The 14,501-nt window shown below is 60.3% G+C and carries 16 protein-coding genes; 8 read left to right on the top strand and 8 right to left on the bottom strand.

Features of this window, described 5'->3' with window-relative positions:
• Positions 1-871 (bottom strand): quinolinate synthase NadA (nadA, locus tag Q4Q11_RS26985; RefSeq protein WP_498571385.1); only part of this gene is annotated, 871 nt, incomplete at its 3' end.
• A gap of 68 nt (positions 872-939) precedes the next feature.
• Positions 940-1,842, bottom strand: a complete 903-nt coding sequence (locus tag Q4Q11_RS26980; RefSeq protein WP_112503873.1) for an NrtR DNA-binding winged helix domain-containing protein — start codon at positions 1,840-1,842, stop codon at positions 940-942.
• A gap of 237 nt (positions 1,843-2,079) precedes the next feature.
• Between Q4Q11_RS26980 and Q4Q11_RS26975 the strand changes: the two genes are divergently transcribed.
• Positions 2,080-2,775, top strand: a complete 696-nt coding sequence (locus Q4Q11_RS26975; RefSeq protein WP_112503871.1) for a class I SAM-dependent methyltransferase — start codon at positions 2,080-2,082, stop codon at positions 2,773-2,775.
• A gap of 1 nt (position 2,776) precedes the next feature.
• Here the strand turns inward: Q4Q11_RS26975 and Q4Q11_RS26970 are convergent, their stop codons facing one another.
• A complete protein-coding gene (locus Q4Q11_RS26970; RefSeq protein ID WP_498571384.1) occupies positions 2,777-3,469 on the bottom strand; it encodes a GntR family transcriptional regulator in 693 nt (230 codons plus the stop codon).
• A 130-nt stretch (positions 3,470-3,599) separates the two neighbouring features.
• Between Q4Q11_RS26970 and Q4Q11_RS26965 the strand changes: the two genes are divergently transcribed.
• From Q4Q11_RS26965 to Q4Q11_RS26945, 5 genes are read left to right on the top strand one after another with little or no spacing between them, the layout of a single operon-like run.
• Positions 3,600-4,604: an ABC transporter substrate-binding protein gene (locus Q4Q11_RS26965; RefSeq protein ID WP_112503867.1), complete on the top strand. Its 1,005-nt coding sequence runs from the start codon at positions 3,600-3,602 to the stop codon at positions 4,602-4,604.
• A 52-nt stretch (positions 4,605-4,656) separates the two neighbouring features.
• Positions 4,657-5,472, top strand: coding sequence for an ABC transporter ATP-binding protein (locus Q4Q11_RS26960; protein WP_112503865.1), 816 nt, complete (start codon positions 4,657-4,659; stop codon positions 5,470-5,472).
• A 3-nt stretch (positions 5,473-5,475) separates the two neighbouring features.
• Positions 5,476-6,339, top strand: a complete 864-nt coding sequence (locus tag Q4Q11_RS26955) for an ABC transporter permease (protein ID WP_498571383.1) — start codon at positions 5,476-5,478, stop codon at positions 6,337-6,339.
• Between the two features lie 55 nt (positions 6,340-6,394).
• Complete coding sequence (gene araD, locus Q4Q11_RS26950) at positions 6,395-8,131, top strand: L-arabinonate dehydratase (protein ID WP_498571382.1); 1,737 nt, start codon at positions 6,395-6,397, stop codon at positions 8,129-8,131.
• 18 nt (positions 8,132-8,149) lie between these two features.
• Positions 8,150-8,875, top strand: a complete 726-nt coding sequence (locus Q4Q11_RS26945; protein ID WP_113215666.1) for a ribonuclease activity regulator RraA — start codon at positions 8,150-8,152, stop codon at positions 8,873-8,875.
• Positions 8,876-8,926: 51 nt separating this feature from the next.
• Here the strand turns inward: Q4Q11_RS26945 and Q4Q11_RS26940 are convergent, their stop codons facing one another.
• Together Q4Q11_RS26940 and recX are read right to left on the bottom strand one after the other, a co-directional pair.
• Positions 8,927-9,541, bottom strand: a complete 615-nt coding sequence (locus Q4Q11_RS26940; protein WP_498571381.1) for a DUF922 domain-containing Zn-dependent protease — start codon at positions 9,539-9,541, stop codon at positions 8,927-8,929.
• Between the two features lie 64 nt (positions 9,542-9,605).
• A complete protein-coding gene (gene recX, locus Q4Q11_RS26935) occupies positions 9,606-10,142 on the bottom strand; it encodes a recombination regulator RecX (RefSeq protein ID WP_498571380.1) in 537 nt (178 codons plus the stop codon).
• Positions 10,143-10,404: 262 nt separating this feature from the next.
• Between recX and Q4Q11_RS26930 the strand changes: the two genes are divergently transcribed.
• Positions 10,405-11,436: an aldo/keto reductase gene (locus Q4Q11_RS26930; protein WP_498571379.1), complete on the top strand. Its 1,032-nt coding sequence runs from the start codon at positions 10,405-10,407 to the stop codon at positions 11,434-11,436.
• Between the two features lie 71 nt (positions 11,437-11,507).
• Here the strand turns inward: Q4Q11_RS26930 and Q4Q11_RS26925 are convergent, their stop codons facing one another.
• On the bottom strand, positions 11,508-12,542 hold the full coding sequence (locus Q4Q11_RS26925) for an aldo/keto reductase (protein WP_498571378.1): 1,035 nt from the start codon (positions 12,540-12,542) through the stop codon (positions 11,508-11,510).
• 93 nt (positions 12,543-12,635) lie between these two features.
• Between Q4Q11_RS26925 and Q4Q11_RS26920 the strand changes: the two genes are divergently transcribed.
• Positions 12,636-13,538, top strand: coding sequence for a LysR family transcriptional regulator (locus Q4Q11_RS26920; protein ID WP_498571377.1), 903 nt, complete (start codon positions 12,636-12,638; stop codon positions 13,536-13,538).
• A 49-nt stretch (positions 13,539-13,587) separates the two neighbouring features.
• On the opposite strand, the gene Q4Q11_RS26915 is transcribed toward Q4Q11_RS26920, so the two are convergent.
• Both Q4Q11_RS26915 and Q4Q11_RS26910 read right to left on the bottom strand, forming a co-directional pair.
• A complete protein-coding gene (locus tag Q4Q11_RS26915; protein ID WP_113215660.1) occupies positions 13,588-14,247 on the bottom strand; it encodes a peroxiredoxin in 660 nt (219 codons plus the stop codon).
• 111 nt (positions 14,248-14,358) lie between these two features.
• A partial coding sequence (locus Q4Q11_RS26910) for an alpha/beta hydrolase (protein WP_498571386.1) occupies positions 14,359-14,501 on the bottom strand: 143 nt, incomplete at its 5' end.

Here is a 14,501-nt window from a genome sequence, read left to right as displayed (position 1 = left end):
TGCCAAGCGTGATGCGCTTCATATGCGGACAGAGATTGCAGGGGCGGATGAATTCCACATCCGGGTGATGCACGGCGACATTGTCGCTCATCGAACATTCGGTGAGCAGCACGACGCGCGACGGACGCCTCTTGCCGACATAATCGGACATCACGGCCGTCGAGCCGGCGAAGTCCGCCGCCGCAACGACGTCGGGCGGGCATTCCGGATGGGCCAGCACGGTCACGCCGGGATAATTCTCGCGGAGCTGGCGTATATCGTCCGCAGTGAAAAGCTCGTGAACCTCGCAATGCCCATGCCAGGCGATGAGCTCGACATTGGTTTCACGCGCGACGTTGCGCGCCAGATATTCGTCCGGAAGCATCAGCACCTTCGGCACGCCGAGCGATTCTACCACCTGTCGGGCATTTCCCGAGGTGCAGCAGATATCGGAAGCCGCCTTCACCGCCGCCGACGTATTGACGTAGGTGACGACCGGAACGCCCGGATGGGCCTGACGCAGCAGCGCGATATCCTCAGGCGTGATCGATGCCGCCAGCGAGCAGCCGGCCTCCATATCGGGGATGAGAACGGTCTTTTCCGGGTTCAGCAGCTTGGCTGTCTCGGCCATGAAGTGCACGCCGGCAAGGACGATGATGTCGGCATCGATCTCCGCCGCCTTGCGGGCAAGCGCAAGACTGTCTCCGACGATATCGGCAACGCCGTGGAAGATTTCCGGTGTCTGGTAATTATGGGCGAGAATGACGGCGTTGCGTTGCCGTTTCAATTCGAGGATCGCCTCGACGTCATTCTGAAACGTCAGCCATTCGGCCTTGGGGATGACGCGGCTGACGCGATCGTAGAGGGAGGATGCGGATATGGGAACATTCATGACCGGCTCCTTTTATACTCAATTTGAGCATATCGTGCGCAAATAGATATTCTCGTTATGAGCATATGTCAATTGCGGGAGAGCGGCAATTTCGTTCCGGCAAATTCTCGTTCGTCGAGGATGGCTCGGCGGAAGCGGAAGAGCTTGGCGGGACGGCCGCCGGTCTCGCTTTCCGTACCGCCGGTTTCCTCCACCAGTTCCTGCTGCTCGATCAGCCGGCGGAAATTCTGCTTGTGCAGCGTCAGGCCGGCGAGCGCCTCCACGGTTTTCTGCAATTGCAGCAGCGTGAAATTCTCGGGCATGAGTTCGAAGACGACGGGGCGGTATTTGATCTTGGCCCTGAGCCGCGCCATGCCTGTCGCAAGGATGCGGCGATGATCGGCAAACATCGATCTGCCGAAATTGTGCTTGGGATCACAGCCCGCCTCGGCAACGAGACGCGCCTCATAGAGCAACTCATAACGCTGCAGAACAAGATCCTCGTTCCATGCGGCACCATTCAATCCGAAGGTAAAATCGGCCCGCCGGCGGCGCTGGTCACGCCGCATCGCATCGTCGCCGATCCATGCCGTAAGACGCGTGGCAATATCGTCAAGCATGGACGGCTGGCCCCGCCGATGATCCTCCCAGGGAAGATATTCGTACCAGCCGTGCCAGCCCGGCATCCCGCCGCCGGGAGCCGCCTGCTCGCGCACCAGCCCCAGATAGCTGATCGAAATCGTGCGGCCGCCGAGAATTTCGTTGTTTCGATCGCGATCGGCAAAGGTATAGAGCTGCTCCAGATAGCCGACCGGATGCGCCGTCTGCTCCTGGACCCATTCGCGCAATCCGCTTTGCAGCGTGCGATGCCCAAGCTCGAATGGGCCGGACGGCAAGGCATCGCCCGACCGCACCGTCATCACCCTTGGATCGCTGCCGGTGACGGCCGTTAAAACTGCGATCAGCTCGGCATGCGCAAGTCCGATGGTCAAGCGAACTCCATGAATTATTTCCCTGTGACTTTGTCGCATGAAGCGAGGCGCAAGCCAATGCAGGTGCTTGCGCGCTCCACATCTACCGGCAGTCCAAAGAGGCGACTGCTACGCTCAAAATCGCTTGCGTCTCCATTGAAGGCGCAATCTTGCCGCGAAAATCACGAGCCTGTAGGGTAGCGGAAACGATAGCAAATGAATTCCGCTGAATGTGCCGTTTCTCGGGGAGGAGCTACTTTGTCCGAAAATGACTACGATGCGTTCGCGGCCGCCTATCAAGCCGACAACGAGAACAATGCCTGGAACGCCTATTATGAGCGCCCGGCCATTCTTTCGCTGGCCGGAGATGTCGCCGGACTTCGGGTCCTCGATGCAGGCTGCGGCGGCGGAGCACATGCAAGCGCTCTCGTCGATGGTGGCGCGATCCTGACGGGCGTCGATGTGAGCGTGGGCTTGCTCGGGATCGCGCAACGCCGCCTGAACGGACGCGCGCGATTGTTGCTGGCCGACCTGAACCAGCCGTTGCCCTTTCTGGACGGCAGCTTCGACCTGATCATCTCCTCGTTGGTTATGCACTATCTGCCTGATTGGTCGCGGCCCCTTTCGGAATTCAGGCGCGTGCTGTCCAGCGGCGGCCGCCTGGTTTTCTCCACGCATCATCCCTTCATGGATCATGAATTCGCCAGCCAGGACAACTATTTCGAGACCTATAGTTTCAGCGAAATCTGGCAGCGTGGAGACAAGGCCATAACGATGCGCTTTTGGCATAGACCGCTTCATGCCATGTTCGATGCGCTCAAGTCTGCCGAATTTCGAATCGAAATCGTAAGCGAGCCTCAGCCCGATCCGAAGGTCGGCGCTCTTTTCCCCGACGCGCATAAAAGCCTGACGACCAAACCGCGATTCCTGTTCTTTTCCGCCATCAAGACATAATCTAACGGCTCACATAATCCGGATATTGTTCACAGATCAGGTCGATGATCGACAGGGTGCCCGACAGGTGCCGACGCAGAGCGGCGACGGCAGCCTCCGCATCGGCTGAGCGGACGGCATCGACCACGGCTTGATGGTCGATAATGATCTGCTCGAGCTTGCCGGGCATCGGCAGGTTGAGCATGCGCAGCCGGTCGAGATGCACGCTCTGGCGGCGAACCGTCAACCACAGGCCCAGAATGCCCGCCCTTTCATAAAGAACGCGATGGAAATCCTTATCGAGCATGTCGAAGAGATCGTAGGTTTCCTGCGACACCACATGCTTCTGCCGAGCCAGGATGCCTTCCAGAATTGCTGCCGTTTCTGCTGGCGACTCGGCTGCCAGCCGGCGAACGGCCTCAAGTTCGATCGACAATCGCAGGAAGTGCGCTTCGGTCGCATTGCGGATATCGATCCGCGAAATGACCGTCGCATATTGCGGGTAGACCTCGACCAGCCCCTCCTCCTCCAGCCGGATTAGGGCGTCGCGTACGGGGGTCTGACTGACGTTGAATTCGCTTTGCAGCGAGATGCGCGACAGGACCGTCGTCGGCGGCAGGCTCATCGAAAGAATACGTGATCGCAGGATCTCGAGAATCTGAGGTCCGACTTGGCGGGAGCGATCGAGGGCAAATTCTTTCGGATTGAGCTTCACTGGCGGTCTTTCTGATCGAGAGCGTCTGTTCATTAAGCACAATTCGGGGCTTGATGCACTGATACATTAGTGCTTTAGTGGCTCGAAGCCAACCTCATTTCTCGAGGGTTGGATCAATCGGGAGGAGCAAATGAGAGGATTTCTTCGCTGTCTGACCGCGGTCGGCATGGTGATTGCCGGCACCTTTTCAGCCGGCGCAGCGGAAAAGACCGATATTTCGATCACGCGCCAGCCGGGCATTCTTTATCTGGCCAGCCATGTCATGGAGACGCAGAAGCTGATCGAGAAGCATGCGGCCGCCGACGGCCTGCAGGGCGTCAAGGTTGAATGGCGCACCTTCAGCGGCGGCGGCGCACAGACCGATGCGCTACTGTCAGGCAATGTCGACATCGTCAATACCGGCACCGGCAATCTGCTGCTGCTATGGGACCGCACGAGAGGCAAGGTCAAAGGTATCGTCACCAATTCGGCTCAGCCGGTCATCATGGTCTCGCGCGATCCGCGCATCCAGTCGCTGAAGGATATTCAGCCCGGCGACAAGATCGCGGTGCCGACCGTCGGAGTCTCGACGCAGGCGATCCTGCTGCAGATGGCCGCCGCGCAAATGTATGGCGACGACCAGGTGCACAAGTTCGATGCCAATACGGTGCAGCTTGGCCATCCTGATGCGATGGCAGCCCTTGCCAATCAGACCCATGAGGTCAAGAACCACTTCTCCGCCCCGCCCTTTCAATATCTGGAATTGAAACAGCAAGGCGTTCACAAGGTGGTCGATTCCCGCGACATCATCGGCGGCGAGCTGACTCAAGGCACCTTCTTCACCACCACCCAATTCGCAAGCGCCAACCCGACCATCGTCAAGGCCGTGCGCGAGGCGACGGCTGAAGCGATCGACTTCATCAAGAAGGATCCGAAATCGGCCGTGGAAGCCTACAAGACCGTGAGCGGCGACAAGACCAGCGTCGATGATCTCATGGCGATCCTGAACGAGCCGCACATGATGGAATTCCGCATGGACCCGCAGGGAACCATGAAGTTTGCGGCCCACCTTTACAAGATCGGCACGCTGAAGACGATGCCCAAGGCCTGGACCGACTATTACCTGCCGGAAGCCGCCGATCTTAATGGCAACTGACGCCTGTCGACGGCGCGAATGCCGCCTTCAAGCCATTCCTCGGAGAAGGCTCATGCTTCAGGCAAAAACACACGCCGACATGCCGGCGACGGAAAAAATGACCGCAACACCGCTTCTGAATGTCGACAAGGTGACGCTTCGCTACAAGACGCCGAACCTGCTTATCACCGCGACGGAGAACGTCAGTTTCTCGGTTGCCCAATCGGACCGTTTCGTTCTGCTCGGCCCTTCGGGTTGCGGAAAATCGACGCTGCTGAAGGCCATCGGCGGCTATCTGACCCCGGCCACTGGCCGAATCGAGATCAAGGGTCAGACAGTCAGGAAGCCTGGCGCCGACCGCATGATGGTCTTCCAGGAATTCGACCAGCTGCTGCCCTGGAAGACGGTGCTGGAAAACGTCATGTTCCCGCTGACAACAGCCCGCCGTCTCCCCCGCGGCGAAGCCGAGGCGATTGCCCGCGACTATATCGACAAGGTCAAGCTCACCCGCGCGGTCGATACCTATCCGCACATGCTATCAGGCGGAATGAAGCAGCGTGTCGCCATTGCCCGCGGCATGGCGATGCAGCCTGATATCCTCTTAATGGACGAGCCCTTCGCAGCACTCGATGCGCTCACCCGCCGGCAAATGCAGGACGAGCTGCTGCAGCTTTGGGAAGATACGCGCTTCACCGTCATCTTCGTCACGCACTCGATCGCCGAGGCAATCAAGATCTCCAACCGTATCCTGCTGCTGTCGCCGCATCCCGGCCGCGTCAAGGCGGAAGTGCGCGATGTGGAGTCTGTTCGCGACGATCCTGCCGCCGCCGCCAAACTGGAGCAGGAGATCCATCATATGCTGTTTGCCGAGCAGGGACACAGGGAGTAGGCTATGAGCGCACCGCAGATCATCCTTGCCCCGCAAGCCACCGACACCGCCGGCCATATCGCAGCCGTCGAGCAGAAGCTCGGCGCGATTGAGCTTCTTTGGCAGTCGGGTCTCTTCCGCAAGTCATTGCTGATCGTCATCCTCGCCGTCATCTGGGAAGCCTATGCCCGGCATCTCGACAATCCGCTGCTGTTCCCGACGCTCAGCGATACGCTGACGGCGCTTTATGACCGTTTCGCCGATGGCGTCCTGCCGGCCCGCATCTGGACCACATTAAAGATATTGGTGACGGGCTACATCTCGGGAACGGTGCTCGCCGCCGTCCTGACAGTCGTTGCAATAAACACCCGCATTGGTACCGATTTTCTCGAAACCATGACGGCGATGTTCAACCCGCTGCCGGCCATCTCGCTGCTCCCTCTCGCCCTCATCTGGTTCGGGCTGGGGCCTGCAAGCCTCGTCTTCGTGCTCATACATTCCGTGCTCTGGGCCGTCGCGCTCAATACCCATGCGGGCTTTCTCGGCGTCTCCCGCACTCTGCGCATGGTCGGTGCCAACTATGGGCTGACAGGCCTCTCCTATGTTTTCCGCATCCTGATCCCCGCAGCCTTCCCGTCGATCCTCACAGGCCTGAAGATCGGCTGGGCCTTCTCCTGGCGCACGCTGATCGCCGCCGAACTCGTCTTCGGCGTCTCCTCCGGCCAGGGCGGTCTCGGCTGGTTCATCTTCGAAAACCGCAATCTTCTCGACATACCCTCGGTCTTTGCCGGCCTGCTGACTGTGATCGTCATCGGGCTTATTGTCGAAAATCTGGTTTTTCAGACGATCGAACGCCGTACCCTGCTAAAATGGGGCATGAAGGAATGAGCAGGCGCATGGATTTATCCCTTCGGCCAACATTCGAATACGAGGCGCAAATACAATGAACAGCAGGAAGAAGCCCCACGACTTACGCAGCGCCAGATGGTTTGCACCCGATGACCTCAGAAGCTCGGGCCATCGCTCGCGTACCATGCAGATGGGTTATGCGCCGGAGGAATGGACGGATAAGCCGGTCATCGCCATCCTCAACACCTGGTCCGATGCCAATCCGTGTCACGCCCATTTCAAGCATCGCGTCGAAGATGTGAAACGCGGCATCCTGCAGGCCGGCGGCTTCCCGCTGGAACTGCCCGCGCTGTCGCTGTCGGAAAGCTATGTGAAGCCGACGACCATGCTCTATCGCAACATGCTGGCGATGGAGGCAGAAGAATTGCTCCGCTCGCATCCGGTCGATGGTGCCGTCCTGATGGGCGGGTGCGACAAGACGACACCCGGGCTCGTCATGGGCGCGCTCTCCATGGGGCTGCCGATGATCTACCTGCCGGCTGGCCCGATGCTGCGCGGCAATTACCGCGGCGAATATCTGGGTTCGGGGTCCGACGCATGGAAATTCTGGGATGAGCGCCGAGCCGGCACCATCTCGGAGAAGGAATGGGTCGATGTCGAAGCCGGCATCGCCCGCTCTTACGGTCACTGCATGACCATGGGTACGGCAAGCACGATGACGGCGATCGCCGAGGCAATGGGGCTGACGCTGCCGGGTGCAAGCTCGATCCCCGCTCCGGATGCCAATCACATCCGCATGTCGTCGGCCGTCGGCCGACGGATCGTCGAGATGGTGTGGGAGGATCTCGTCCCCTCGAAGATCGTCACACAGGCCGCCGTCTACAATGCCGTCGCTGTCGCCATGGCGACCGGCTGTTCCACCAATGCCGTCGTGCATCTGATCGCGATGGCAAGGCGCGCCGGCATCAACCTCTCGCTCGACGATCTCGACAAGGCCGGACGCACGACACCGGTGCTCGCCAATATCAGGCCGACCGGCAAGACCTATCTGATGGAGGATTTCTATTACGCCGGCGGCTTGCGCGCGTTGATGGCGAAGCTCTCTTCCAAGCTCGACCTTTCGGCACTGACCGTATCCGGCGTTACCCTCGGCGAAACGCTCGAGGGTGCCAAATGCTACAATGACGATGTCATCCGGTCGCTCGACAATCCGGTCTATCATGAGGGCTCGCTTGCGGTGCTGAAGGGCAACCTTGCGCCGACAGGCGCCGTCATCAAGCCCGCTGCCTGCGATCCGCGCTTCCACAAGCATCAAGGACCGGCGCTGGTCTTCGACAGCTATCCGGAGATGAAGGCGGCGGTCGACGATGAAAATCTCGATATCACGCCCGACCACGTCATGGTGTTGCGCGGCGCCGGCCCGCAAGGCGGCCCCGGCATGCCGGAATGGGGCATGCTGCCGATCCCGAAGGCGCTCCTGAAGAAAGGGCACAGGGATATGCTGCGCCTCTCCGATGCCCGCATGAGCGGCACCAGCTACGGCGCCTGCATCCTGCACGTCTCACCGGAATCCCATGTCGGAGGCCCACTGGCACTCTTGCGCAACGGCGATATCGTGCGCCTCGATCTCGAAGCGCGGCGCATCGATATGCTCGTCGACGAGGACCAGTTGCAGCGCCGGCGCGACGCGTGGGTCAAGCCCGCGGAAAAATATGGCCGCGGCTATGGCTGGATGTTCTCGCGCCACGTGGCCCAGGCCGACACCGGCTGCGATTTCGACTTTTTGGAAACCGGTTTCGGCCCGACGCCGGGCGAACCCGACATCTACTGATCACGAGGGATATATCGCATGAGCAATTATGTGCTGAGCAACGAGACGCGCGACAAGCTGATGGGCGTCGCAACACCGACGATCGCCACCGCACTTTTTAGGCGCGGTCTGCGCAACCAGTTCATTCAGGATGTGCGGCCGCTTTCGCCGAAGAAGGCGAACATGGTCGGCCAGGCCTTCACGCTGCGCTATATCCCGGCGCGCGAAGACCTGAACACGCTCGAAGTCTTCCGCAATCCAGAGCATCCGCAGCGCGCCGCCGTCGAGCAATGCCCGCCTGGCTTCGTACTCGTCATGGATAGCCGAAAGGATGCACGTGCTGCATCGGCCGGCTCCATTCTCGTCTCGCGGCTGCAGGTGCGCGGCGTGGCGGGTGTCGTCACTGACGGCGGCTTCCGCGACAGCCCGGAAATCGCCGCCCTCGATATCCCCTCCTATCATCACCGCCCGTCCGCCCCGACGAACCTGACGCTGCACCAGGCCATCGAAATCAACGGTCCGATCGGCTGCGGCGATGTCGCGGTTTTCCCCGGCGACGTGCTCGTCGGCGACAATGAGGGCGTCATCGTCATCCCCGCGCATCTTGCCGATGAAATCGCCAACGAGACCGTGGAAATGACGGCCTACGAAGATTTCGTCACCGAAGAAGTCATGAACGGCGCCACCATCATCGGCCTCTACCCGGCGACCAGCGACGCGCCAAAACTCAAATTCGCCGAATGGCGGAAGACGAAGGGCCGCTAAGGCTGGATCGCGTCAACGCAGCCAGCTTGGCGGCTGGCTGCTTTATTTTGGCTACTCCTCCCGTACCAGCTTCAGGACAAGCCGCTGGAGATTGCCGCCATCGCTGAATTCGACCTTGTCGAAGTCGCTGTTTTTTTGCTGTTCCTTCTTGGAGATCTCACCGAGCCGCTTCGTCAGCTCGACGCGGATCTTGCTGCATTTCGAGTCATCGGGCACGGAAAATCCGACGCTAATGGCTTCGATTTCCTTCACCATATCCTTGATGAAACCGCCATGCACCCGCTCGTGCGCCTCGACCCCGGCGATGAATTTCTGCCAGCTTTTGCGGGTCGATGCCGGCAATTGTGTCGAAGGCTTCGGCAACGTGTAGGTGATGATCAGCCTCGGTATGTTGACGGTGATCGTGCAGGCGCCATCCGGCTGCGGCTCATATTTCCGTGTCCAGGTCAGCTTGAAGTCTGTGTGGGCGATCGCCCTGACCTTCGGCCTAAGCAGCGGGCCGCGCTCGCCGATGGAATCGTAGAGTTCGCGCCCCGATGTTCCGGCAATCGCGTAGGTCTTAGTCGTCTCGACCGCCTGCCACTCTGCATGAGCCGCCATCGGCAACGAAGCGGCGCACATCGCCATTGCGAGCAATCGAAAATCTGTTCTCACCGACGTCCTCATATCCACGGCCTCAAGCGCCGCGAAGCTATCCGCTGGTCCCTGCTATTTCAACGAGCATGATGCCTCAAAATGCTGGGTTCGCTTCAAGCACTTCCTCGGCATCCTCCCGCTCCATCTCGAAAACCCTTTTGCCGATCGCAAAGCTGAAGCCGTTGCGGGCAAAGGCAGCCAATTCCTTTGCCTTGCGCTTCTCATCGAGATCGCCGCGCCGGAAGGGTCCGAAGCCACGCTTCCTGGCAAAGATGACAGCGGAGTGGAGATCATCGACCTCTTCCACCGCCGCGACGACCGTTTCACCATCTATGCCCTTGGACGCGAGTTTGAAGGCGATGGCTTTCTTCGATTTTCCGGAACGGACCGCCGAGCGCGTGCTGATTTCGGCGAAGGCGACATCGTCCAGCACCTTCAGCTCATAGGCGAATTTCACCGCGAAATCGGCAAGCGCCTTGATCTGCACCTCGCTGATATCTTCAAACTTCTGCCTCGCCTTCTTGGCGATCGCCTCGAACAGCTGCTTTTCCGTCATCATCCGGCGTTCGAGGCGATAGATGGTGGAGTTGCGTGCCCAGGAGAGCATGCGGCTTGTCGGCGTTTCATCCATGCAGGAGGGCATTCGGCAAGAGGAGAATCATCACGGAGAATTTTACGCAAGCCAGGCCAAGCAGGCAATGAATGCGCTTGGTAATCATGGGATGATTGGATATGCTGCTTTCGCGGCCAAGGCGGTAGAACGCTAAGCGTCGAATCCCATCGACGGTGGAGGCCGTCTCAAGCACCACATTATTGCTATGGATCACGGAGCCTGAAGCTCGTCCGAGAGCTTTGCCGATCAGGCGTCAGCGCTCCGTTCAGAGGAGGCAGGAATGGATTATCGCAAGCTCGGCCCAAGCGGGGCCGTTGTCACGGCCTATTGTCTTGGCACCATGACCTTCGGCGCGGAAGCGGACGAAGCCGCGTCGCACAGGCTTCTGGACGATTATTTCGCATGGGGCGGCAATTTCATCGACACCGCCGATGTCTACAGCGCCGGCAAATCGGAAGAGATCATCGGCCGCTGGCTGAAGGCGCGGCCCGCTGAGGCTCGCCAGGCCGTCATCGCCACCAAGGGCCGTTTCCCGATGGGCAAGGGTCCGAACGATATCGGTCTTTCGCGCCGGCACCTGGGGCAGGCCCTGGATGACTCTCTGCGCCGCCTCGGCATCGATCATATCGATCTCTACCAGATGCATGCCTGGGACGCCCTCACGCCGATAGAGGAGACATTGCGCTTTCTCGATGACGCCGTGCGTGCCGGCAAGATCGGCTATTACGGCTTCTCCAACTATGTCGGCTGGCACATCGCCAAGGCCGTTGAAATTGCCAAAGCGCGCGGATACACACGGCCGGTCACGCTGCAGCCGCAATACAATTTGCTCGTTCGGGACATCGAGCTCGAGATCGTCGATGCCTGCCTGGATGCCGGCATGGGCCTGCTTCCCTGGTCGCCGCTCGGCGGCGGCTGGCTGACCGGCAAATACAAGCGCGACGAGATGCCGACCGGCGCCACACGACTTGGCGAAAACCCCAATCGCGGCAGCGAATCCTTCGCGCCTCGCAATGCGCAGGAGCGGACCTGGGCCATCATTGCCGCCGTGGAGGAAATCGCCGAGGTGCGCGGCGTCAGCATGGCGCAGGTGGCTCTTGCCTGGACGGCCGCACGCCCGGCAGTGACGTCGGTCATCCTTGGCGCCCGCACATCCGAGCAACTTGCCGACAATCTCGGCGCCGCCAAGCTGGCGCTGTCGGAGGCAGAGATGGATCGGCTGAACGAGGTCAGTGCGCCACAGCCTGCCGCCTATCCCTATGGCGAAAGCGGCCGGAACCAACGCCATCGCAAGATTGAGGGCGGCCGGTGAATGCAATTTGGCGGCGGAGCCCGGGTTCGCTCCGCCGTCACCTCAGATAGCCAGACATACTGCCTGACGCGTCAGACCAATGGCGGGTTCAACCTCGCGAAGCCTTCCTGACGCCGATAGGGAAAATAGGGATAGGGCGCCGTCAGCTCGCTGACCTTGTCCAGCCTTTCGATCTGCGCTTTCGACAGCGTCCAGCCGATGGCACCGAGATTCTGCCGCAACTGCTCTTCGTTGCGCGCGCCGATGATGACGCTTGCGACCGTCGGCCGGCTTAATAGCCAATTGATCGATATTTGCGGCACGCTCTTTCCGGTCTCGGCCGCAATCTCGTCCAGCACATCGACGATATCGAAAAGCTTCTCGTCGTCGACGGGTGGCCCAAACGCCGCCGTCTCGTGCAACCGGCTCTTTTCGGGCAATGGCTGCCCGCGGCGGATCTTGCCGGTCAGCCTGCCCCACGCCAGCGGGCTCCAGACCAGAGCGCTGACATTTTGATCACGGCCCAGCGGCATCAGCTCCCATTCGTAATCGCGCCCTGCGAGCGAATAATAGACCTGATGGGCGACATGGCGCACATAGCCATGCTTTTCCGAAATGGCGAGCGATTTCATCAGCTCCCAGCCGGCGAAGTTGGAAGCGCCGATGTAGCGGATCTTTCCCGCCTTCACGAGTTGATCAAGGGTGGAGAGCGTCTCGTCGATCGGTGTCGAAGCGTCGAAAGCGTGCAGTTGCAAGAGGTCGATATAATCTGTTCCGAGCCGGCGCAGGGCTGCATCGACCGATTTGATCAGCCGCGAGCGCGAGCTGCCCCAATCCGCGGATCCATCACCCATCGGCAAAGCTGTCTTCGTCGAGATCAGCACGGCATCCCGCCTGCCGCGGATCGCTTCACCGAGCACCTCCTCCGAGGCGCCGGCAGAATAGACATCGGCCGTATCGAAGAGATTGACGCCCGCTTCCAGGCAGATGTCGACCAGACGCCGCGCTTCCGCCGCATCCGTCGAGCCCCAGGCGCTGAAGAGCGGCCCGCTGCCGCCAAATGTGCCGGCGCCGAAACTGAGAACTGGAACGCGCAGGCCTGAAGCGCCGAGATTTCTGTAGTCCATCGTCTGTCTCCTTAGGTTTGCCGAAGAGATAGACCCTTCGATCAGGATGATATAGATTGCCGAAGAGAAACTGATTTATGACTTGAATTCATCATGAGCCGTCAAGAGATCAATCGTTCCGGAGAGATGGAAGTCTTTGTGCGCGCGGCCGAACTCGGTGGCTTCACCGCCGCCGCCAATGCCTGCCGGATGACACCTTCAGCGGTCAGCAAGCTCATTACAAGATTGGAAAAGCGCCTTGGCGCGCGGCTTATCCACCGCTCGACAAGGCGGCTGCAGCTCACACCCGAAGGCTGCGCCTTCTTCGAGCGCAGCGTCGCCATCCTCGCCGATATTGCCGAGGCCGAACGCCACGCGTCGGCGGGAGAGCGGGTCGCCGGCCATATCCGCATCAACACCAGCGGCTCCTTCGGCAACCATGTGCTGGCTCCGCTCGTTCCCGGTTTCATGGCGCTGCACCCGAACGTCTCGCTTGAGATCTTCCATACCGATCGCATTATCGACCTGATGGAAGAGCGCGCCGATGTTGCAATTCGCGCCGGACCGCTGAAGAGCTCCAGCCTCACGGCTCGCAAGCTTGGCGCGACTCGAAATATCATTGTCGCCTCGCCGGATTATCTGCGACGACACGGCGTGCCGCGCACCTGCGCCGAGCTGACAGAGCATTGCCGCATCGGCTTTGCCTATTCCCGGGCGATCGAAGGCTGGCCTTTGCTGGTTGATGGCGAGATTGCAACGATCCCCGCTGCACGCAGCCTGCAGGTGGGCGACGGCGAAGCCATGCGCCACCTTGCGCTTGCCGGCGGCGGCCTGGCGCGGCTCGCCGCCTTTACCGTCAAATCGGATATCGCAGCCGGGCGGCTGCAGCCCGTGCTGGAAGAATTCAATCCCGGAGACATCGAGGAATTCCACGCGGTCTATATCGGCCAGGGCGGTCTCTTGCCCGCGCGCGTACGCACCTTGCTGGATTTCTTACGCGAAAATGTCAGTCTTTGAAAAAGCGACGCGGCCTTAACGGCCGCATCGCATCTATCGGAAACGCCGATCAGGCCGATGGCTGACGGGTCTTGCGCAGATAGGGCAATACCGTATCGAACGAGCCGAAGCGGGTGATGGCGTCTTCGTTGGAGACAGCGGCTGTGATGATGACATCTTCGCCCTGCTGCCAGTTTGCCGGCGTCGCCACCTGATGCTTGGATGTCAGCTGGATCGAGTCGATCGCGCGCAAGATTTCGCCGAAGTTGCGGCCCGTCGTCATCGGATAGGTGAGGATCAGCTTGATCTTCTTGTCGGGGCCGATGACGAAGACGGAGCGGACGGTGGCATTGTCGGCGGGCGTGCGGCCTTCCGAGCTTTCGCCGGCGCCTGCCGGCAGCATGTCATAGAGCTTGGCAACCTTGAGATCCTTGTCGCCGATCAGGGGATAGTCAACCTCGAAACCGGTCGCCGTCTTGATGTCGTTCTTCCAGCGAGCATGGCTTTCGACCGGATCGACCGAGATACCGATGATTTTCACGCCGCGCTTGCGGAATTCGCCTTCCAGGCCAGCCATCGCGCCGAGTTCCGTCGTGCAGACGGGCGTGAAGTTCTTCGGATGCGAGAAGAGAACGGCCCAGCCGTCACCGATCCAGTCATGGAACCGAACCTCTCCCTGCGTCGTCTCCGCCGTAAAATCCGGGGCGATGTCGTTGATGCGCAAACCCATTGTCCTACCTCCAAACAATCTGCCCCGTCGCCCGGCTGAAATGGGCGGCAAAGGGCGGGATAAAGCTCGACGCACAATGGCGTCGAATGCCGGATATGAAAAGCCCTTCTTTCAATTGGACGCCGCGATTGTGGCTGAAAACCCTTGCGGCCTGCGATGCCTGGCACGCGCCTTCAGCATTTCAAGAAAGCTGTAGCCGCCAGGCCAGCGTCCGAACCCGCTGGCAATGTTGATATGCCCAGCAAGGCCGATAT

Source organism: Rhizobium sp. UFLA01-1127, from assembly GCF_059803845.1.
Note: the sequence above shows the minus strand (reverse complement) of the source record. Positions and strands in the feature narration are given on the sequence as shown.